This window comes from Streptomyces sp. NPDC033131, from assembly GCF_055578365.1.
On sequence record NZ_JBVIPA010000021.1, the window covers coordinates 23866 to 42309 of the forward strand.

Annotated in this window: 14 protein-coding genes and 1 pseudogene; 6 read left to right on the forward strand and 9 right to left on the reverse strand. The window is 70.8% G+C overall.

Annotated features, from left to right (window positions below; genetic code table 11):
* Positions 1-38: 38 nt before the first annotated feature.
* Positions 39-905: a toll/interleukin-1 receptor domain-containing protein gene (locus ACZ5XS_RS25350; protein WP_468654914.1), complete on the reverse strand. Its 867-nt coding sequence runs from the start codon at positions 903-905 to the stop codon at positions 39-41.
* Positions 902-1294: a toll/interleukin-1 receptor domain-containing protein gene (locus ACZ5XS_RS25355; protein ID WP_468654915.1), complete on the reverse strand. Its 393-nt coding sequence runs from the start codon at positions 1292-1294 to the stop codon at positions 902-904. The genes ACZ5XS_RS25350 and ACZ5XS_RS25355 overlap by 4 nt, the downstream gene beginning before the upstream one ends.
* 303 nt (positions 1295-1597) lie before the next feature.
* Between ACZ5XS_RS25355 and ACZ5XS_RS25360 the strand changes: the two genes are divergently transcribed.
* Positions 1598-2818, forward strand: a complete 1221-nt coding sequence (locus ACZ5XS_RS25360; protein WP_468654917.1) for a hypothetical protein — start codon at positions 1598-1600, stop codon at positions 2816-2818.
* Between the two features lie 138 nt (positions 2819-2956).
* Here the strand turns inward: ACZ5XS_RS25360 and ACZ5XS_RS25365 are convergent, their stop codons facing one another.
* Positions 2957-3823 (reverse strand): cytochrome c oxidase assembly protein, encoded by an 867-nt coding sequence (locus ACZ5XS_RS25365; RefSeq protein ID WP_468654919.1) that lies wholly within the window; start codon positions 3821-3823, stop codon positions 2957-2959.
* Positions 3820-4227, reverse strand: coding sequence for a DUF2243 domain-containing protein (locus ACZ5XS_RS25370; protein WP_468655113.1), 408 nt, complete (start codon positions 4225-4227; stop codon positions 3820-3822). The genes ACZ5XS_RS25365 and ACZ5XS_RS25370 overlap by 4 nt, the downstream gene beginning before the upstream one ends.
* Before the next feature lie 365 nt (positions 4228-4592).
* Here ACZ5XS_RS25370 and ACZ5XS_RS25375 point away from each other — a divergent pair, with 365 nt between their 5' ends.
* Entirely contained in the window at positions 4593-5315 is a 723-nt protein-coding gene (locus tag ACZ5XS_RS25375) for a VOC family protein (protein WP_468654921.1), read from the forward strand.
* 122 nt (positions 5316-5437) lie between these two features.
* Here the strand turns inward: ACZ5XS_RS25375 and ACZ5XS_RS25380 are convergent, their stop codons facing one another.
* Together ACZ5XS_RS25380 and ACZ5XS_RS25385 are read right to left on the reverse strand one after the other, a co-directional pair.
* Complete coding sequence (locus ACZ5XS_RS25380) at positions 5438-6520, reverse strand: sugar ABC transporter substrate-binding protein (RefSeq protein ID WP_468654923.1); 1083 nt, start codon at positions 6518-6520, stop codon at positions 5438-5440.
* Positions 6517-9066 carry a SpoIIE family protein phosphatase gene (locus ACZ5XS_RS25385; RefSeq protein ID WP_468654925.1) on the reverse strand — a complete coding sequence of 850 codons (2550 nt, stop codon included), beginning with the start codon at positions 9064-9066 and terminating at the stop codon, positions 6517-6519. Before ACZ5XS_RS25385 ends, ACZ5XS_RS25380 begins: the two co-directional genes overlap by 4 nt.
* A gap of 517 nt (positions 9067-9583) precedes the next feature.
* Between ACZ5XS_RS25385 and ACZ5XS_RS25390 the strand changes: the two genes are divergently transcribed.
* From ACZ5XS_RS25390 to ACZ5XS_RS25400, 3 genes are read left to right on the forward strand one after another with little or no spacing between them, the layout of a single operon-like run.
* Entirely contained in the window at positions 9584-10672 is a 1089-nt protein-coding gene (locus ACZ5XS_RS25390) for a sugar ABC transporter substrate-binding protein (RefSeq protein ID WP_468654927.1), read from the forward strand.
* Between the two features lie 37 nt (positions 10673-10709).
* Complete coding sequence (locus ACZ5XS_RS25395; protein ID WP_217238517.1) at positions 10710-11492, forward strand: ATP-binding cassette domain-containing protein; 783 nt, start codon at positions 10710-10712, stop codon at positions 11490-11492.
* Between the two features lie 14 nt (positions 11493-11506).
* On the forward strand, positions 11507-12769 hold the full coding sequence (locus tag ACZ5XS_RS25400; protein ID WP_468654929.1) for a sugar ABC transporter permease: 1263 nt from the start codon (positions 11507-11509) through the stop codon (positions 12767-12769).
* A 15-nt stretch (positions 12770-12784) separates the two neighbouring features.
* Here ACZ5XS_RS25400 and ACZ5XS_RS25405 read toward each other — a convergent pair whose 3' ends face one another.
* The 3 genes and pseudogenes from ACZ5XS_RS25405 to ACZ5XS_RS25415 form a co-directional block, all read right to left on the reverse strand.
* Positions 12785-13024 carry a hypothetical protein gene (locus ACZ5XS_RS25405; protein ID WP_468654931.1) on the reverse strand — a complete coding sequence of 80 codons (240 nt, stop codon included), beginning with the start codon at positions 13022-13024 and terminating at the stop codon, positions 12785-12787.
* A 70-nt stretch (positions 13025-13094) separates the two neighbouring features.
* Positions 13095-14737: pseudogene (locus ACZ5XS_RS25410) on the reverse strand (RecQ family ATP-dependent DNA helicase).
* Between the two features lie 468 nt (positions 14738-15205).
* Positions 15206-17203, reverse strand: coding sequence for a heavy metal translocating P-type ATPase (locus ACZ5XS_RS25415; protein ID WP_468654933.1), 1998 nt, complete (start codon positions 17201-17203; stop codon positions 15206-15208).
* 298 nt (positions 17204-17501) lie between these two features.
* Between ACZ5XS_RS25415 and ACZ5XS_RS25420 the strand changes: the two genes are divergently transcribed.
* Complete coding sequence (locus tag ACZ5XS_RS25420; protein WP_468654935.1) at positions 17502-18437, forward strand: metal ABC transporter solute-binding protein, Zn/Mn family; 936 nt, start codon at positions 17502-17504, stop codon at positions 18435-18437.
* Positions 18438-18444 lie beyond the last annotated feature (7 nt).

Genomic DNA, 18444 nt, shown 5'->3' on the forward strand with positions numbered 1-18444 from the left:
CACACCCGGGCAGGAGGAAACGCCGGCGACAAGCCACCTCACGAGCCCGCTGCCCGGCCCTCGGGCAGTGGGTCTCCGCCGATCGTCGCGCCGACCACCGTCATCACCTCGGCGTCAAGGTCCCGCAGGGCGCCCAGAATCAGACCGAGGTGATCGCAGATCTCGCGTACGGCGGCTTCCGAGTAAGGGCGATTCCTGACCTCGTTCACCGCCTGGGCGGCTTGGACGATCGGGCCCGAACGCCGACCGGCGTCATGAAGCGTTGCGATCCGTCGGGCGACGGCGGAGCACTGGGTGTCGACCCCGATGTCGCCCAGGCTGATTTTCCACGCCCAGTAGTGCGGCCCCCTGTCCCACGTGTTGTCGAAGTACTGCTGGTAGGACAGAGCAGTGTCCAGGAGGTGGTAAGCCTCTTGGATCAGCTCCCGGTGGGGCTGCATCCCGGAGCGGTTCGTGATCCACCACGACACCTGTCGATGGTCGGAAAGGAGGGGTTCGATTCCGAGCGACCGCAAGAGCTCCAGCATCTCGCGGCGGTACACCTGTGGGTCTCGCCACGCGCGCAGATCGGCGTGGCGCAGGTGAGCGATGCCCAACGGCGGCTGTGTGTCGTCGATCAGCACGGGAAGGATCCGGTAGCCGTCCTGGCTGCGTTGCCGTGTCTTGGCCACGGTCAGCTCCTCGGCGACCCATTTCGAGCCCGCCGAGTTCGCGGAGATCACATAGAGGAGGTCTGTCGAGGCTTCCAGGCCCCGGTAGACCTCCTGGGTGATCGAGTCACCCACCAGGATGTCCCGCTGGTCCAGGAAGGTCCGGGCCCCGGCCACTTGCAGGCTGGCATCCAGCATGCGAGCGACCTCGCCGTCCTTCTGGCTGTAGCTGATGAAGATCCGTCGGTGCGTCATCGCGGTCCCAGCGCGGCACACAGCTCCCGCACGCCGGACTCCCAATCGGTGGTCAGATCCGCGTACTTGACGTCGGCGAGGATGGCCGGCGCGGTGCCACCGGAGAGCCGAACCGGGAGAATCCTCACGTCGTCCCTCTGCAACTGGCGGGCCAGGGCGGACATCCACTCACGGCTTGTCCAAGGACTGTCCACACCCGCCTCGGAGTAACACAGCACCAGGAACCGGGAGGCCTCGAGCCCTTCCGCCATCTTCTGCACGATCGAGTCCCCCAGCCCGATCTCCCATTCGTCCAGCCACACTGTGTGCCCGGCCGAACGGATCTCCGCCGCGAGCTTCTCGGCCAACTCCGCGTCGACAACGCGATGACTCACGAACACGGACGCCATACCGGCCACCTCCCCCGTGCATCCTAAGGCCCACTGTCCGCCGACAAGTGAGCCACATTCCCCGCCAGTTGGGCCCAATAGTGGCAGACGCGAATCGACGACCGGCCCTGCTTCGAGGGCCGCGTTCGCCGGGCCATCGCCCGGATCCGCCTGCAATCGGGCCGAGTCGTGCCCATGCATTGACCCCTGGCATGCGGCGCGCTTTCATCGCGTGAGTCCTCGTGAGTCCTCCGCGCCGGGCCGAGGCACGGGGACAGCAGAGGGACGGCTGCGGCCGTCCCCGGCCGAAGGGGGAACCACCTGATGAGACCTTCCTTACGCATCTCCATGACCGCCGCCCTGGCGGCCGCTCTCACTTGTCTCGCCTGGCCTGCGGGGGCGGCGAGCGAAGACCCGGTCCCGCGTACCGAACGGATCAGTCTGGCCCCCGACGGCACCGGCGGAAACGGCCACTCGACGGAGCCGGTGGTCAGCGCGGACGGACGCGTCGTGGCCTTCCAGTCGTCGGCGACCAACCTGGTACCCGGCACCGACGTGAGGAACAGCGTCTACTACCGCACGGCCCCCGGCGCACCGCTGCAGCGTGTGGTGGTGCCGGGCGAGACGACGTCGACGCCCCAGCTGTCCGAGTCGGGGCGCTACCTGACCTTCAACTCGTACTCTGCCACGACCGGAACGTCGTCCGTGCACGTGACGGACCTGCGCACCGGTCACACCGAACGCCTGGCGCCCGCGGTGGACGAGGGCTACCACCTGTCGTACGGCATCGCCCCGATCAGTGCGAGTGGGCGGTACGTTGCCTTCGTCGCCCGGCCCACCATCGCCGAGAGCGGCGCGTTCTGCCGGGTCATGCTCCTGGACCGCAGGACGCAGGACGTGCGGCGGGTCAGCCGGCCGGCGGACGGATCGAAGACCTCCCACCAGTGCCAGCAGATCTCGATGAGCGCCGACGGCCGCAAGGTCGCCTATCTGGAGGGCCATTCCGGTCCGGCCGCCGGCGACCAGGGCGACATCCTGGTGTACGACCGGGTGACCGGGCAGACCGTGCAGGCCGACGCCACTCATGACGGTGCACCGGCCGGCATGTCGTCGATCGCCCCGGTGCTCAGTGCTGACGGCTCCAAGGTCGGCTTCAACTCGCAGGCCACCGAGCTGGTCCCGGAGGCCGATGCGAACAACGGCTGGAACGCCTTCGTCCGTGACCTGCGCACCGGCACCCTGCGGCGGTACGACGGCCACTCCCCCGCGGACCTCACCCTGGTGTCGGACCTGTCGGTGAACGGCTCCAAGCTGCTCCTGAACACGGCGGACGCGGACCGCAGAACTTTGGGGTTGATCCTGCGCGATCTGCGCACCGGTCACGAGGAGTTGCTGTCCCCGGGAGAGGACGGCAAGCCCGTCACCGTGGGGAGAGCGGCACTGAGCGCGGACGAGTCGACGGCCGTCTTCGACTCCTACCACCCCGGTTTGGTGGCCGATGACACGAACCTGACCGGGGATGTCTTCGTCCGCACCCTGCGCTGAACCGCCGGGCCTCAAGGGCGACGGCACGGGCCACGACGGCGCCCCCGGCCGGTGACCGCCGGTCTGCGGTACCAGCCACGGGTACCGCAGACCGGTCACGTCGACTCCCGTACCGCCCTCGTCGGGGACGCCTACCGCTCACACCCTGGCCGACGGCTCAGGTGCCGCCGGTACGCCGGTCGCGTCCCCTGGCCTGTGGGCCGCGTCTGCCCGGCGTCGGCGGTGCGTCCGGGCGCGGCCGGTGACCTGGTACCAGGACGCGGCCACCACCGTGGCGAGCGCGGCTTCGGCCAGGTCGCCGCCGTAGTACATGACCTGGGCGCCGGTCTGCAGGTCGGCGGCGCTGAAGGCGGTGCCGGGTGGCGCCGACGCGTACAGGGTCTTGGCGAGCACCGCGTGCGCGGTGCCGGCGGCCAGCAGGGTCGTCCCCCGCAGGGCCAGGCTCCAGCGGCGGCGTACCGGGTCGAGTTGGCAGACGGCGAAGGTGAACAGCAGCCCGGCCGCCAGGACGTGCGCGTGCACCACGACGTGCGGCAGCGGCCGGTGCTGCACGGCCGCGAACAGCTCCGTGCGGTAGAACAGCCACAGCCCTCCGACGTCGAGCAGGGCCGCCAGCGGCGGGAAGAGCAGCCAACCGGCGGGCCGGGAGTGCGCGAGGACCAGCAGTCCCCGGCGCCCCGCGCCGGGAGCCAGGGTGCGCAGGGCCAGAGTGAGAGGGCGGGACAGGACGAGCAGCAGCGGGGCCACCATGCCGACGATCAGGTGCTGGACCATGTGGGCGGTGAACGGCCCGCCCGGCACCGAGGCCGACACGGCCCACACCACGCCGGCACTTCCGGCGGTGAAGGACACGCCACGCCACCAGGGCCAGACGTCCCCGCGGCGCCACAGCCGGCCCGCGGCCAGCAGATAGGCGGCGACCGCCGCCGGCGCTGCCACCGCGGTGACCACTTCGATCAGGTCAGCGCCCGTGGCCGGACCGGGGTGGACGTGCGCGGGTGTCACGACGCCGGCCCGGACCGGCTGAGGCGGGCCGCGCGGATGGCCGGCGCCACGCCGATCAGCAGCAGGACCAGGCCGCCGAGGTTCCACGCCACGTCATAGGGGGCGACGTCCACGCCGTAGCGGATCTGGTGCAGGCGCAGCAGCTTGCGGTCGACGATCCCGTCGAACAACTGGAAGATGCCCAACCCCAGGAAGAACCCGGCCCATGCGTGGGCCGGGGCCAGGGCTCGGCGGCGGCACAGATCGGCGTAGAGGAAGGAGCCGGCGATCAGGGCCAGCAGCTCGGCGGTGTGCAGCAGCCCGTCCGACAGCAGACCCACGCTGGTGGTGGAGCGGTCGTAGAAGTGGTGCCAGCCCAGGATCTGGTGGAAGACGATCTCATCGACCGCGGCCATCACCGCCATCCCGATCACACCACACACCACTATCGACCTCCGCGGCTCGGGCCGCGTCTCGGGGCCGGTGTGCCGGTGCGCTCATGGGGATCCGCCTTCCTGACAGGAACTCCGACTGCTGCCCGGAACGCCTACCCCGTACCCGCCGGGAAGCCCGGCAGGCGCGGCAGTCAGGTCCCCCGAAAGGTGCCGCACCCGTCGAGCGGGACTGTCACGTAGGTCAGCCCCGCCCCGTACCTGGCGGACGAACGGTTCTGGCTCCGCCGAATACTCGGCTGCGGGTGACACCCGCTCACCCTTAGGCTGCCGTCCGATGGGCTGACAAGGCGCCCTGTCGACAGCGGTCAGTCAGAGGATCGGAGATGCGCAGGGTCATGACTTGTCAACTGTTCGCGATCTGCTTCGATGCGAGTGAACCGCTGGGTCTCGCGCGGTTCTGGGCCGGGGTCCTGGGTCGGGAGACGGCCGACGATCCCCATGACGGCGCCATGGTCCTGCCGGGTGATGACACCGAGCTCCGGATCCGGTTCCTTCCTACTCAGGAGCGGAAGGCCGGCCAGAACCGGATGCACTTCGATCTTACGAGCACGTCACTGGAGGACCAGCAGCAGACGGTGGCCAGGGCACTGGCGCTCGGCGGACGGCACATCGACGTCGGCCAGCTCCCGGAGGAGGGTCACGTGGTGCTCGCCGACCCCGACGGCAACGAGTTCTGTGTCGTCGGGCCGGGCAACAAGTTCCTCGCCGACTGCGGATTCGTCGGAGCGCTGGCCTGCGACGGTTCGCAGGAAGTCGGGTACTTCTGGAGCGAGGCGCTGGGGTGGCCGTTGGTCTGGGACCAGGACCAGGAGACCGCGATCCAGTCGCCGCACGGCGGTCCGAAGATCACGTGGGGTGGTCCACCGGTGGCGCCCAAGACGGGCAGGAACCGGCTGCGGTTCGACCTCGCTCCCCCTGTCCACGATGATCGGCAGGCAGAGGTCGACCGTCTTGTCTCCCTGGGGGCGACTCGCGTCGACACCGTTCAGGGCGAGGGCAGTTGGGTGGAGATGGTCGATCCCGACGGCAACGAGTTCCGTGTGTTGACGCCCCGGTAGCCGACGCGCAGCCGTTCGTTGCGGCAGCGGGCGGCGGCGAGTCCGCCAGGTGACGGTCCGGAAGGGTCCTCGACCGGCACGACCGGCGGCCGCCCCGTCCGCCGGGTACCGGGCGGCCGCCCTCACCGGGTGAGTCCGGCCTCGTCGCAGGCGGGGCGGAGTTTCCGGGTGCAGATCTGGTCGATGGTGTACACGCCGTCCTTGACGAGTGTCTGCTCGATGTTGTCGACCGTCACCGCGGTCGGAGTGAGCAGGACGGACGGGATGTCCCGGGTGGTGGGACTGTCGGTCGCCGTTCTGGCGACGTCGCGGGCGTCCTCGCCGCGTCCCAGGGCGACCGCCATGGCGGCGGCCGCGGAGGCTTCCGCCTTGAAGGGTTTGTACACCGTCATGTACTGCTCGCCTCTGACGATGCGCTGCACGGCCGCGAGTTCGGCGTCCTGGCCGGTGACCGGGGGAAGCTCGCGCACATGGGCGCCTTTGAGGGCGGAGATGACGCCCGCCGCCATGGCGTCGTTGGCGGCCAGGACCCCGCCGATCCGGTCCGGCCCCAGACCCGACACGGCGGCGGACATGTTGGCGTGGGCGTTCGCGGTGCTCCAGCCCAGGGTGTCGTACGACCTGGCGATCTTCACGTTGCCCTTGAGGACGGACAGGGCGCCCTGACGGTACGACGCGGCGTTGGGGCTGGTTGGGTCGCCGTTCATCATGACGACGTTCTCGTCCTTCGCTCCGTCCCCCATGGCCTCCAGAAGCGCCTCGCCCTGGAGCTTGCCGACCTGCACACCGTCGAAACTGACGTATCCGGAGATCGGCCCCTCGGCGAGCCGGTCGTAGGCGACGACAGGGATACCCGCCTGCCGCGCCTCCCGGATCGCGGAGCGCAGCGCCCGGGTGTCGGCGGCGTCGAGGATCAGGACCCGGACCCCCTTGGTGATCATGGAGGTCATCTGTTGCAGCTGTGTCGTCGCGTCGTTCTCGGCGTTGGCGTACTCCATCGTGCAGCGGGGGCAGAGCTTCTTCAGATGCTGCTCGATGAAGGGCTTGTCGGAGTGCTCCCAGCGCGGGAGCGCCCGGCTGGGCAGCAACAGGCCGACGGTGAACCCGTCCGCGCCCGCCTGGTCGTCGCCTCCGCAGGCGGCCAGAGGGATCGTCATGAGGCCGGCGACGAGCGCCGCGACGACATACCGGGTACGTGTCCTCACGGCGTGCCTCCTCGTTCCGCCCGGGGCTCCGAGTCCGCGGGGGCGGGCTCGCTGCTCTGCACGGTGATCTCGCTCCACACCTGCTTGCCGCCGGCGACGGGCATCGAGCCGAAGGAGTCCGACATCGCCTCGACCAGAAGCAGACCCCGGCCGCCGGTCGACTCCCAGTCCACGATCACCGGCTTCGCGGGTGCTCGCGGCGAGGAGTCGCTCACGCTGACGCGCACCCGGTCACCGCGCAGCGTCAGGTCCACGCGGACGGGGCCCTGGGTGTGCACCAGCGCGTTGGTGACCAGTTCGGACACGACGAGGAGCACCGCGTCGGCCGCTTCCTCGGTCTTCCAGCGGCGCAGGGTGCGGGCGGTGAAACGGCGGGCGTGCATGACGGCGTCGGGCAGCCGCCACACCACCCAGTCGGCCCGGATCGGCCGGGTCTTCAAACCGTCGTAGCGCAGCAGCAACAGCGCCACGTCGTCCTCACGGCGGCCGGCGTCGCCGAGCAGTTCGTCGGCCATGCGCCCCGGGTCGGCCGGGTCGGCCGCGGCGAGCGCGGTGCGCGTGCGCCGCATGCCCTCCTCCAGGGGCAGGTCGGATGCCTCGACCAGTCCGTCGGTGACCAGGGCGAGCACCGTGCCGGGCTCCAGAGCGACCGCGGTCATCGGGAACTCGGCCTCGGCGAGGATGCCGAGCGGGAGTCCGCCCTCGACCTGCACCTCCTCGGTACGGCCGTCAGGGTGGCGCACCAGCGGGGAGAGGTGGCCGGCCCGGACGAACAGGGTGTTGCCCTCCTCCAGGTCCAGTTCGACGTAGCAGCAGGTGGCGAACAGGTCGGTCTCCATGCCGACCAGGAGGCGGTTGGCGTGGGACACGACCACGTCGGGCGGATGGCCCTCCACCGCGTACGCCCTGACCGCGGTACGCATCTGACCCATGATCGTGGCGGCTCCGGCGCTGTGTCCCTGCACGTCACCGATGACCAGCGCGACCCGCTCCTCGGACAGGGCGATGACGTCGTACCAGTCGCCGCCCACCTGCAACCCCCGCATCGCGGGCAGATAGCGTGCGACGGCCGTGCAGCCGGGCAGTTCCGGAAGGCGTCGGGGCAGCAGACTGCGCTGGAGCATCGTCGCGAGTTCCTGCTCCGCGTCGTGCGCGTGCGCACGCTTGAGGGCTTGTCCGACCAGCGCGGCGGTGGCGGTCAGCAGGGTGCGTTCCTCGGGGACGAACTCGTGCGGCTGGTCCCAGCCGACCAGACACACGCCGGCGACCCGGCCCTTGGCGGGGAGCGGCAGCACGGCCAGTCCTCCGCTGCCGATGCCTGCCAGTCCGGATTCGAGGGCCGATCCGGCGGGCCACAGGTCCATGCGTCCGTCCTGCAGGGCCATCTGCAGGGTGGGCAGAGCGCTGACCGGCGCGTCGGGCCATTCCGAACGCCACTGGGAACGCCATATCTCCGGCCAGGCGGTGGGCTGCGGCGGATCCAGCACGGTGACCATGAGCCGGTCGTCCTGCAGTTCGGCGAGGGCGACCCGGTCGGCGCCCAGCGGCTCGCGCAGCGCGGTGACGGCGACTCGGCCGACGTCACGGACCGTCGCGGCGGCATCGAGCGCGGCGGTGAGCCACTGGATCCGGGAAACGTCATCGGCGCTCCGGCTCAGGACCGAGGTCGCCGTCACCACGCCCAGCACCTGCTCCGGCCGGACCTCGGTGCCCGTCGCCACCCGGCAGCTCAGACTCAGCCAGCGCATCTCGCCGGTGGGGCGCCGGACACGGAACTCCAACTCCCGCCGTCCGTACGCCTGGCCGTGCGGTTCCAGGACCGACATCAGCGCGTGCATGTCCTCGGGGAAGGCGTGCGCGAGCAGGGTGTCGGCCTTGCCGTCGAAGTCGTCCGGCGTGATGCCGACCATTTCGAGCAGCGCCTCGTCCGCCTCGATCAGCCCGGTGTCCGGCACCAGGACGAAGGAGCCCACGCGCAGCCTCCGCAGTGCGGGATACAGCACCGCCGAGAGATCGGGCCGACCGGTCCCGGCCTGCAGCAAGTCGGCGATCACCTCGGCATAGCGCTCCAGGAAGCGCCGTTGCTCGGCCGCGAAGCCGTCCACCGAGCCGCCCATCACGACGAGGCAGCCCAGCCGACGGCCTCCCGACGCGAGAGGCAGCGCGCCGAGAGCCATCTCCGCCCGCGGCGGCGCCGGCGCGTTCTCGAAGTAGGAGGTGAGCACGGCGGGAGTGAGCCACACAGGCCGGTCGGTGTGGAAGGCGTGTGCCGCGGGCGAGCCACCCGACAGCGGCAGGCGCTCCGGCACCCCCTCCGGCACTCCGTACCGGGGAGCCGTGCGACCGGCTGTCTCGGACAACCGCAGCTCTTCGCAGGCGGCGTCGGGCACGTAGACCGCTGCGAGCTCCACGCCGGCGAAGGTCAGGGCCCGAGCGCTCACGGCCGCTTCCGGCATCGCAGGCTGAGGAGAACCCGTGCCTGCCGTGCCGGCCTCGGCTGCCCGCAGCTCGGTGACTCCGGCCCGGGCCCGGCCGTCATGAGGCATGTCCGCAACGTACCTCCCGCCCATGGCGCAGGTGCCGACGCGCTGGGAGACCCACGCACCCACCTACAGAGTCTCATATGCGAATGAAACGGACAGATCTCCTTAAGTGGTGACCGGCCGCGGCCCGCCGGTCCGTTCGCAGATCACCGCCCCCGGTGCCAGACTGACGACGTGGTCGTCTTGCTCCTGCCACGCGGTGCGGTTCATGCCGCCTTTCGGCTTCGGCATCGCGGCAGCCCGCCGGCCGCCGATGCCGGGACGGTCGGGCGGAGGTTCCAGCGTGCCGGCGGGGCCTGCTTCGCGCCGCTCAGGGTCCCGGCCTCGCGGGTGGGTTCCGGCCGCTGTTCGCCCGCCTCCCCTGCCGACGTGGCGAACCGACTCGATGCGGCGAGTGCCGTCGTACCGCGTCACGCACGGCCGGTACGACCCCGGCCTCGCGCGGGCCGGCGGGGCGCGGCCGTTGGACCTCACGCCCGGCGGAGGCCGGTCACGGGCAGCCGAAGAAGGAGGCCCCCGCATGAAGGCCTGCACACGGGAGGCGGCCCTCGCCATGACCGCCGTCTCCACGGCCGTCGCCCTCGCGGCCTGCGGACCCGACGCCGGTAACGACGGCGGCGGGGAGGACGCACCGAGGATCGGCCTGCTCCTGCCGGACGCCACGACGGCCCGGTGGGAGGGGCAGGACAGACCCCTGCTCGAGAAGAAGATCGCCGAGCTGTGCGCCGCATGCGTGGTCGAGCACACCAACGCCAAGGGCGATGTGGCCATTCAGCAGGAACAGATGGACTCGATGATCACCAAGGGTGTCGATGCCATCGTGCTCGTGGCCGTCGACGCCAGATCACTCGGCGCCACGGTCAGGAGAGCCGACCAGGCGGACATCCCGGTCATCGCCTACGACCGTCTCGCCGAGGGCCCGATCGCCGGCTATGTCTCCTTCGACGGCGAGGAAGTCGGCAAACTCCAGGGCAGGTCGCTCCTCAAGGCCATGGGTGCCACGGTGAGGGACGGCCAGATCGTCATGATGAACGGCGATCCCAGTGACCCCAACGCGGTGTCGTTCAAGAAGGGCGCGCTGTCCGTGCTCGAGGGGAGAGTGAGGATCGGCAAGGCGTACGACACGCTCCAGTGGCGAGCGGAGACGGCGAACATGAACATGTCCGGTGCCATCTCCGCCCTCGGCGTCGCCAACATCAACGGGGTCTATGCCGCCAACGACGGTCTCGCCGCCGGCAGCATCTCCGCCCTCAAGGCGAACAAGGTCGATCCGCTGCCCCCTGTCACCGGACAGGACGCCGAACTCGCGGCCGTACGGCGCATCGTGGACGGCGATCAGTACATGACCGTCTACAAGCCCTTCGGCCCCGAGGCGTCCGCCGCTGCCGCGTTGGCCGTGGCCGCGGCCCGCGGTGAAAGCGTCGACCGGGTCGCCACGGACACGGTGAGGACCAGGACCGGCGAGGAGGTTCCGGCCGTCATGCTCACCCCCGTGGCCGTGACGGTCGACAACATCAAGGACACCTTGGTGAAGGACGGCGTGTACACGGTCCAGGAGATCTGTACGCCCCGGCTGGGTGCCGCCTGCAACGAGGCCGGCCTGACCTGACAGGCCGGTTCCTCACGAGGCCCGGCCCGGGAAGGAGATGTTCTCCGTGCCGCATCCCCCCTTGCTGGCGCTGCACGGCGTGTGCAAGCGCTTCGGCGTGGTCGAGGTCCTCTCGGACATCGAGCTGGAGATCCGCGCCGGGGAGGTCGTGGCCCTGCTGGGCGACAACGGGGCCGGCAAGTCCACCCTGGTCAAAGCGATCTCCGGGGTGTCGCCCGCGGACCGGGGCGTCATCGAGTGGGAGGGCCGGACGGTCCACATCAAGCGCCCCCACGACGCCCGGGACCTCGGCATCGCCACCGTCTACCAGGACCTCGCACTGTGCGGAAACCTCGACGTCGTCGGCAATGTGTACCTCGGGCGGGAGATCCGCCGGTTCGGCTTCCTCGACGAAGTGGAGATGGAGCGCCGCACCCGCCACCTGTTGGAGGGCCTGACCAGGGGCATCCCCGATCTGCGTGCCCCCGTCGTGTCACTGTCCAGCGGTCAGCGGCAGACGGTCGCCATCGCCCGCTCGCTCCTCGGCGACCCGCGGCTGCTCCTCCTGGACGAACCGACCGCCGCGCTGGGATTCGACCAGACGACCGAGGTTCTGGACCTCGTCGACCAGTTCCGTGACCGCGGTCTGGGAGTGCTGCTCATCAGCCACAACATGGGGGACGTCAAAGCACTCGCGGACCGGGCCGCCGTCCTGCGGCTCGGTCGCAACAACGGCTTCTTCAACGTGAACACCGCTTCTCAGGAACAGATCATCTCCTCCGTCACCGGCGCCACGGAGAACGTGCCCCGCCGGATGACCCACCGGGAGGCGGGATGGTGAAAGGGACGCGCAACATGGCGGACAACACGCAGCCCGAGCCCGCCGCGCCCACCGCCCAGACCCGTCAGCCGCGTCGCGGGCAGGCCGTCACCCGTGCCGTGCAGGGCTGGGGTGCCGTCGTCCGGCACAAGCTGAGCGCCGGCGAACTGGGCTCGCTCCCCGTCGTCCTCGTCCTCGCCACGGTCTGGATCATCTTCCAGGCCCTCAACGAGAACTTCCTCTCGCCCCGGAACCTGTCCAATCTCAGCGTGGACATCGTCGGCACGGGACTGATCGCGGTCGGTATCGTCTTCGTGCTGCTGCTCGGCGAACTCGACCTGTCGGTCGGCTCGATCAGCGGTCTCGCGGCTGCCGTCTTCGCCGTCCTGAACGTGAACAACGGCGTGCCGGAATGGCTCGCCCTCATCATCGCCGTGCTCGCGGGCACCACGGCGGGAACCGTTCAGGGCTACTCCTTCGCCAGGACCCGGGTACCGGCCTTCGTCGTCACGCTGGCGGGACTGCTCACGTGGAACGGCTTCATGCTCTACATCCTCGGGACCAGCGGCACCATCAACCTCGACGAGAACGGGCTGGTGGCCAAGCTGACCAGCCACTACTTCACCCATGACAGCGCCGCCTACGGGCTGGCGGCGGCCGCGGCGGGTGCGGTCTTCCTCGTGTCCCACCAGAACAGACGGCGGCGCATGGCCGTCGGCATGCCGCACCGCACCCTCCGGGGGATCGGGGTGCGCACGGGAGCGCTCGCGGTGATCGCGTTCGCGGCGGCGTATGTGCTCAACCGGTTCCAGGGCCTGCCGCTCGCCCTCCTGCTGTTCCTCGTCCTCGTGGCCGGCCTCGACGTCGTTCTCCGCCGCACGCACTACGGGCGGCAGGTCTACGCGCTGGGCGGCGGTGTCGAGGCAGCCCGTCGCGCCAGCCTCAGTGTGACCCGGGTACAGACCGCGGTACTCGCGGTCTCGGGCACCATGGCCGCGATCGGCGGCCTGTTCCTGGCCTCGCGGATCACCTCCGTGAGCCAGAACTCCGGCTCCGGCATCCTGCTGCTCAACGCCATCGCCGCCGCTGTCATCGGCGGCGCGAGCCTGTTCGGTGGACGCGGCTCGACGTGGAACGCGGTGCTCGGCATCCTGGTCATCCAGTCGATCGCCTCAGGCATGTCGATCACGGACACGCCCACCGCCGTCCAGTTCATCATCACGGGCGGAGTGCTCTTCGCCGCGGTGGTCATCGACTCCCTGTCCCGGCGCTCGCACGAGGCGCACGGGCGGGCGTAAAAGACCGGGGCTCCCTCAGTCGTCGGACTCGCCGTCGCCCTCCGGCTCGCGCCGGGCGCGCTCGGCGGCCTCGACACCCTCCAGCGGCCTGCCCGCCGTCGTGCCGTGCTCGGACCGGTAGCCCTCCTTCGCACTCGCCGTACCTGGTACGGACCGCTCCTGCGCCTGGCTCTCCGCGCCCGAGTGCGCCCCGGGCTCGTCGTGGCTGCGCGCCCGGTCGTAGCGGTCCCGGCGCTGGTCCTTCTGGCCGGTCATGTCCGCCCTCCCATCGGCGTCGGGACTTTCGGAGTCCCCTGCGACATACACCGCAAACGCGGTGCCGGGGTCACGTCGCCGACCGGTCCTGACCCGGCCTGCGCACCACCGTGAGCAAGCCGTCCCGGGCGGCCAGCGCCTCGAGGGACAGCGTGTGGTATCCGGCATGATCGAACAGAACGGTGATGCGGTCCCGGTCCTCGCTCAGCACCGTGCCCTCGCCCCATTGCTCATGCCGTACCTCGGTCCCGACGGGATACGTCGCCGCCGCGGGGTGGGCGGTCGGCTCCCCGCGAACCTTCTCGGCGCCCTCCTCGTCACACGTGTCGCAGTTCCCGCACGATGCCGCGTACTCCTCTCCGAAGTGGCCGAGCAGGAAACGCCGCCTGCAGCCGGTCGTCTCGGCGTACGCCCGGGCCATCTCGACGCGTGACGTGTCGCTCCGGCGATGCGCCTGCGCGGCCTGCGCGGCCTGCTCCGTCGCTCGGCCGGGAGACACGCCGGGGGCCGGACGTATCTCGCCCTCGTCTCCCGTGGCGACGGCGTCGACCTCTTCCAGGAGATTCACCGCCGCGGTGACCCGGTTCACGGACAAGCCCGTTTCCTGACGCAGCTCGTCCAGACCGGCGGGGTCTTCACGGTGGTCGTGGACGGCGTCTGCCACCTCGGACAGGGTGTCCCGGCCGGCGCTGCGGGCGGCGAAGTAGGTCTGCATACCCGTGTCCTGTGCCCGGTAGTGCAGCACGGCGAGGGCCGGACGGCCGTCCCTGCCGCAGCGGCCGATCTCCTGGTAGTAGGCGTCCAGGGAACCCGGCAGCGAGGCGTGGAGGACGAACCGTACGTCCTCCTTGTCGATGCCCATGCCGAACGCGGAGGTCGCCACCACGACGTCCGCCGCACCGGACAGGAGGGCGTCGTGGATCCGGGCGCGTTCGGAGGCGCGCAGGCCGGCGTGGTAGGCCTCGGCGGCCAGCCCAAGGGAGGCCAGTTCCGCGGCGTAGAACTCGCTGTCCTTGCGGGTGGCGGCGTAGACGATGCCCGGCTTGGGCTCTGTGGCGGCCCGCTCCACCAGCGCTCGGCGCCGGTCGTCCTCGTCGAGGAAGCGGCGGACCTCGAGCGTGATGTTCGGCCGGTCGAAGCCGGTCACCATCAGCCGAGGCCGGCGCATGCCCAGGCGCTCGATGATCTCCCTGCGCACCGGTGGCGCAGCGGTCGCGGTCAGAGCCAGTACCGGGGGTCTCCCCACACGGCGTGCCGCCTGTTCCAGGCGCAGGTAGTCGGGGCGGAAGTCGTGGCCCCAGGAGGACACGCACTGGGCCTCGTCCACCACGAACAACGCGGGACGCGCTGCGGCCAGCCGCTCCACCACCTCGTCCTTGGCCAGCTGCTCCGGCGACAGGTACATGAACCGGGCGTCGCCGCGGCGTACCGCCTCCCAGGCGGCCTCCGTCCTGACTGCCCCCAGGTCGGAATTGACCGCGACGGCACCGGGGGCGCGGTCGCCGTCCGGCAGGCCGGCGATCTGGTCCCGCTGCAGGGCCAGCAGCGGCGACACCACCACGACATGACGACGAGGGAGTCCTCGCCCGCCAGGACCCATTCCATGGCCGTGAGCTGCTCGGGCAGGAGCGTGTCCCAGCCGAACACGTCCGCAGTGATCTCACGCAGGCGTACGGCTCCCCCCTGCCCCGTCCGCGGTCCGTCGCGTCCCATGGCGCGCTCCCTCACTGCTCGTGCGGACGCGTACGGAAGGTCACGCCCATGGCGCCCCCTGAGTACCCGCAGGACCGGCGGACGATGCCGCGGCCGGCTCGCCCCCGTTACACCGGCCCTGCACCTCAGGTGCGTCAATCGACCGGTGGTGGCGGCGAGGCACGAGGAGTCAGGGGGCGGTTCCCCTGACGACCGAAGGCGCGACGCCCCGAGTGGAGCGCCACCGTCGTCGCGACGGCCGCCGAGGCGAGGATGCCGGCCCCGGCAAGGGTCAGCCGGATCTGTGACTTCGACCTGTGCGCCTGGTCTGCCGAGACGGCTATGGCTATGGCTATGGCTACGGCTATCGCGGGAGTCGGCCACGCGGTCTTCATCCCCGGCAACGCGCCGGCCGCCCGGCTTCGGCCGCCTCCCCGATCAGGTCGGCACACCGGCCCGCCGGACGGTCGACGACGCAGTCCGCGCGTGTCACCTCACCGGCAGGCCCTCCGAGGCGGCCCGCTGCCAGGCCGCGTCCCTCAGCAGCCGCAGCCCGTTGAGGCCGACGATCACGGTGGACCCCTCGTGGCCCGCGACACCGAGCGGCAGGGGCAGGGTGCCCGCGAGGTCCCAGACGACGAGGCCGGCGATGAACACTCCGGCGATCAGGAGGTTCTGCACGACCAGTTGCCGGGCGCGCCGGGAGAGGGCGATCACGGCGGGCACGGTGGCGAGTTCGTCGCGGACGATCACCGCGTCGGCGGTCTCCAGCGCGAGGTCGGAGCCGGCCCGGCCCATGGCGACGCCGATGTGGGCGGCGGCCAGCGCCGGGGCGTCGTTGACGCCGTCCCCGACGACCAGGACCTTGCGGCCGGCGTCCTGAAGCTCCCTGACCGCCTGCACCTTGTGCTGCGGCAGCAGTCCGGCCCGGACCTCCTCGATACCGACCTCGTCGGCCAGGCGCGCCGCCGCCCGCGGGTTGTCGCCGGTCAGGAGTACGGGCGTGGTGCCGGTGAGGGCCCTGAGGGATACGACCGTGGCTGCGGCGTCCGGGCGCAGCCGGTCGGCGATTCCCAGGACGCCGACCGGTACACCGTCGGCTGTGACAAGGACGGCGGTACGCCCGTCCTCCTCCAACCCGGCGGCCAGGGCCACCGCCTGAGCGGCTGCCGCCTCGGACGCCCCGTCGAGCACCCGGGCCGGTGCACCCACCGCGACCACTCGTCCGTCGATGGTGGCGGTCACTCCCACGCCGGGCGTGGAAGTGAAGTCCTCCGCGGGCGACAGCCGCAGGCCGCGCTCTCGCGCCGCCTCCACCACGGCCCGCGCCAGCGGATGCTCGCTCGGATGCTCGGCCGCCGCCGCGAGCGCCAGCAACTCCCGCTCCCCCGGCTCCGATCCGGTCAGCGGCCGGACATCGGTGACCCTCGGCACGCCCTCCGTCAGCGTGCCGGTCTTGTCCAGGGCTACCGCGTCGACCTGCCCGAGCCGCTCCATCACCACCGCCGACTTGACCAGCACGCCACGCCGTCCGGCGTTGGCGATGGCCGACAGCAGGGGCGGCATGGTGGCCAGCACGACCGCGCACGGCGACGCCACGATCATGAAGGTCATGGCCCGCAGCAGCGCCTCGCTCAGTTCCTCACCGAAGGCGAGCGGGACGAGGAAGACGGCGAGCGTCGCCGCGACCATGCCGAGTGAGTAGCGCTGTTCGACCTTCTCGATGAACAGCTGGGTGGGCGCCTTGGTCTCGGACGCCTCCTCCACCATCCGCACGATCCGCGCGATCACCGTGTCGGAGGCGTCACGTTCGACGCGGACGCGCAGCGCGCCGGTGCCGTTGAGGGTGCCCGCGAACACCTCGTCGCCGGGCTCCTTCGCGACCGGGAGCGGTTCGCCGGTGATGGTCGCCTGGTCGACCTCGCTGGTCCCGTCCAGGACGCGGCCGTCGCCGCCGACGCGTTCGCCGGGTCGTACGAGGATGGTGTCCCCGACCGCCAACTCCGCGGCGTGGACTGCCTGTTCGCCGCCGTCCGGGGTCAGCCGGGTGGCCGTGGCGGGGGCCAGGTCCAGCAGGCCGCGGACCGAGTCGGCGGTACGGGCCGTGGCCAGCGCCTCAAGGGCGCCGGAGGTGGCGAAGATGACGATCAGCAGGGCGCCGTCCATCACCTGACCGATCGCCGCGGCGCCGAGCGCGGCGACGACCATCAGCAGGTCCACGTCGAGGGTTTTGTCCTTCAGGGCCTTCAGGCCCTCCCAGCCCGGCTCCCACCCGCCGGTGACGTACGCCAGCGCGTACGGCGGGCCCCACAGCCAGGCCGGCGTGCCGGTCAGGTGCAGCGGCAGAGCGAGCAGGAAGAAGACGGTGGCCGCGCCGGCCCAGCGCACCTCGGGCAGGGCCAGGATCCGCGTGCGCCGACGGGGCGCACCAGCTTCCCGTACGGGCGCGGCCAGGCCGGCCGGAGACGGACTGAGGGTGGAGGTCATCGGAGCGGAAGGTCCTTCAGGAGGGGCACATGAGGGCATAAGGGCACGCGGCAAGCTGCCGCTCCCTCGCCCTCCCCACGATACAGGAACATATGAATACCCATTCATCCCTCAGGAGGCAGGGGAGCCTCGTCGCGAGCGCCGCACCGCGTCAAGTCTTGGCAATGGTTTTCATATCGATCGGTTTCAGCCATGTTCTGACATTCATTTCCATCTAGCGTGTCGCATGTCCGGTCCGCTCCGGGCTGACCAGTTCCCGAGAACACTCCAGTTCCCGCCCGTCCGTGGAGGACCACCCATGCCCATGCCCCCGTCCCGGCGCCTCGCCCTGGTCACCGGCGCCTCCCTGGTCCTCCTGGCAGGCTGCGGCAGTTCGTCGGACTCCGGCAGCGACGGGAACGCCTCACAGCGCCCGGCCTCCGCGTCCTTGATCCCGGTGGTCGCCTCGACGAACGTCTACGGCGACATCGTCGAGCGGATAGGCGGGGCGAAGGTCGACGTCACGTCGGTCATCAGCGACCCCGACCAGGACCCGCACTCCTACGAGGCCAACACCCAGAACCAGCTGGCGCTGTCCAAGGCGAAGGTCGTCGTCGAGAACGGCGGCGGCTACGACGACTTCATCGACCGCATGCTGAAGAGCAGCGGCTCCTCCGCCGAAGTGATCAACGCCGTCAAGGTCTCCGGCAAGACCGCCCCCAAGGGCGGAGAGCTCAACGAGCACGTCTGGTACGACTTCCCCACCGTGCGCAAGATCGCCGACAGCGTGGCCGCCGCCCTGGGCAAGGCGGACCCCGGCAGCGCTGCCACGTTCACCAAGAACGCCGAGAGCTTCAAGGCGAAGCTCCAGCCGCTGGAGACCGAGGAAGCCCAGATCAAGAAGGACCACGGCGGCGAGGCCGTCGCCATCACCGAGCCCGTGCCGCTGTACATGATCGACGCGAGCGGTCTGGTGAACAGGACGCCCGCGGAGTTCAGCGAGGCCATCGAGGAGGGGGACGACGTCTCCCCCAGGATTCTGCAGGCCACGCTGGCCCAGTTCACGGACAAGCAGGTCAAGGCGCTGGTCTACAACGAGCAGACCTCCGGCCCGCAGACCGAGAAGGCGGAGGCCGCCGCCAAGGCGGCCGGAATCCCCGTCGTGCCCGTGACCGAGACCCTGCCGCGGGGCAAGGACTACCTCGGCTGGATGACCGCCAACGTCGACGCGCTCGCGAGCGCGCTGGACAAGTGAGGCAGCC

Coding starts and splice junctions, on each gene's coding strand:
- ACZ5XS_RS25400 (WP_468654929.1), top strand. CDS start 11,507: ATGGCGGACAACACGCAGCCCGAGCCCGCCGCGCCCACCGCCCAGACC.
- ACZ5XS_RS25405 (WP_468654931.1), bottom strand. CDS start 13,024: ATGACCGGCCAGAAGGACCAGCGCCGGGACCGCTACGACCGGGCGCGC.
- ACZ5XS_RS25360 (WP_468654917.1), top strand. CDS start 1,598: ATGAGACCTTCCTTACGCATCTCCATGACCGCCGCCCTGGCGGCCGCT.
- ACZ5XS_RS25375 (WP_468654921.1), top strand. CDS start 4,593: ATGACTTGTCAACTGTTCGCGATCTGCTTCGATGCGAGTGAACCGCTG.
- ACZ5XS_RS25415 (WP_468654933.1), bottom strand. CDS start 17,203: ATGACCTCCACCCTCAGTCCGTCTCCGGCCGGCCTGGCCGCGCCCGTA.
- ACZ5XS_RS25350 (WP_468654914.1), bottom strand. CDS start 905: ATGACGCACCGACGGATCTTCATCAGCTACAGCCAGAAGGACGGCGAG.
- ACZ5XS_RS25355 (WP_468654915.1), bottom strand. CDS start 1,294: ATGGCGTCCGTGTTCGTGAGTCATCGCGTTGTCGACGCGGAGTTGGCC.
- ACZ5XS_RS25395 (WP_217238517.1), top strand. CDS start 10,710: ATGTTCTCCGTGCCGCATCCCCCCTTGCTGGCGCTGCACGGCGTGTGC.
- ACZ5XS_RS25370 (WP_468655113.1), bottom strand. CDS start 4,227: ATGGCGGTGATGGCCGCGGTCGATGAGATCGTCTTCCACCAGATCCTG.
- ACZ5XS_RS25390 (WP_468654927.1), top strand. CDS start 9,584: ATGAAGGCCTGCACACGGGAGGCGGCCCTCGCCATGACCGCCGTCTCC.
- ACZ5XS_RS25385 (WP_468654925.1), bottom strand. CDS start 9,066: ATGCCTCATGACGGCCGGGCCCGGGCCGGAGTCACCGAGCTGCGGGCA.
- ACZ5XS_RS25420 (WP_468654935.1), top strand. CDS start 17,502: ATGCCCATGCCCCCGTCCCGGCGCCTCGCCCTGGTCACCGGCGCCTCC.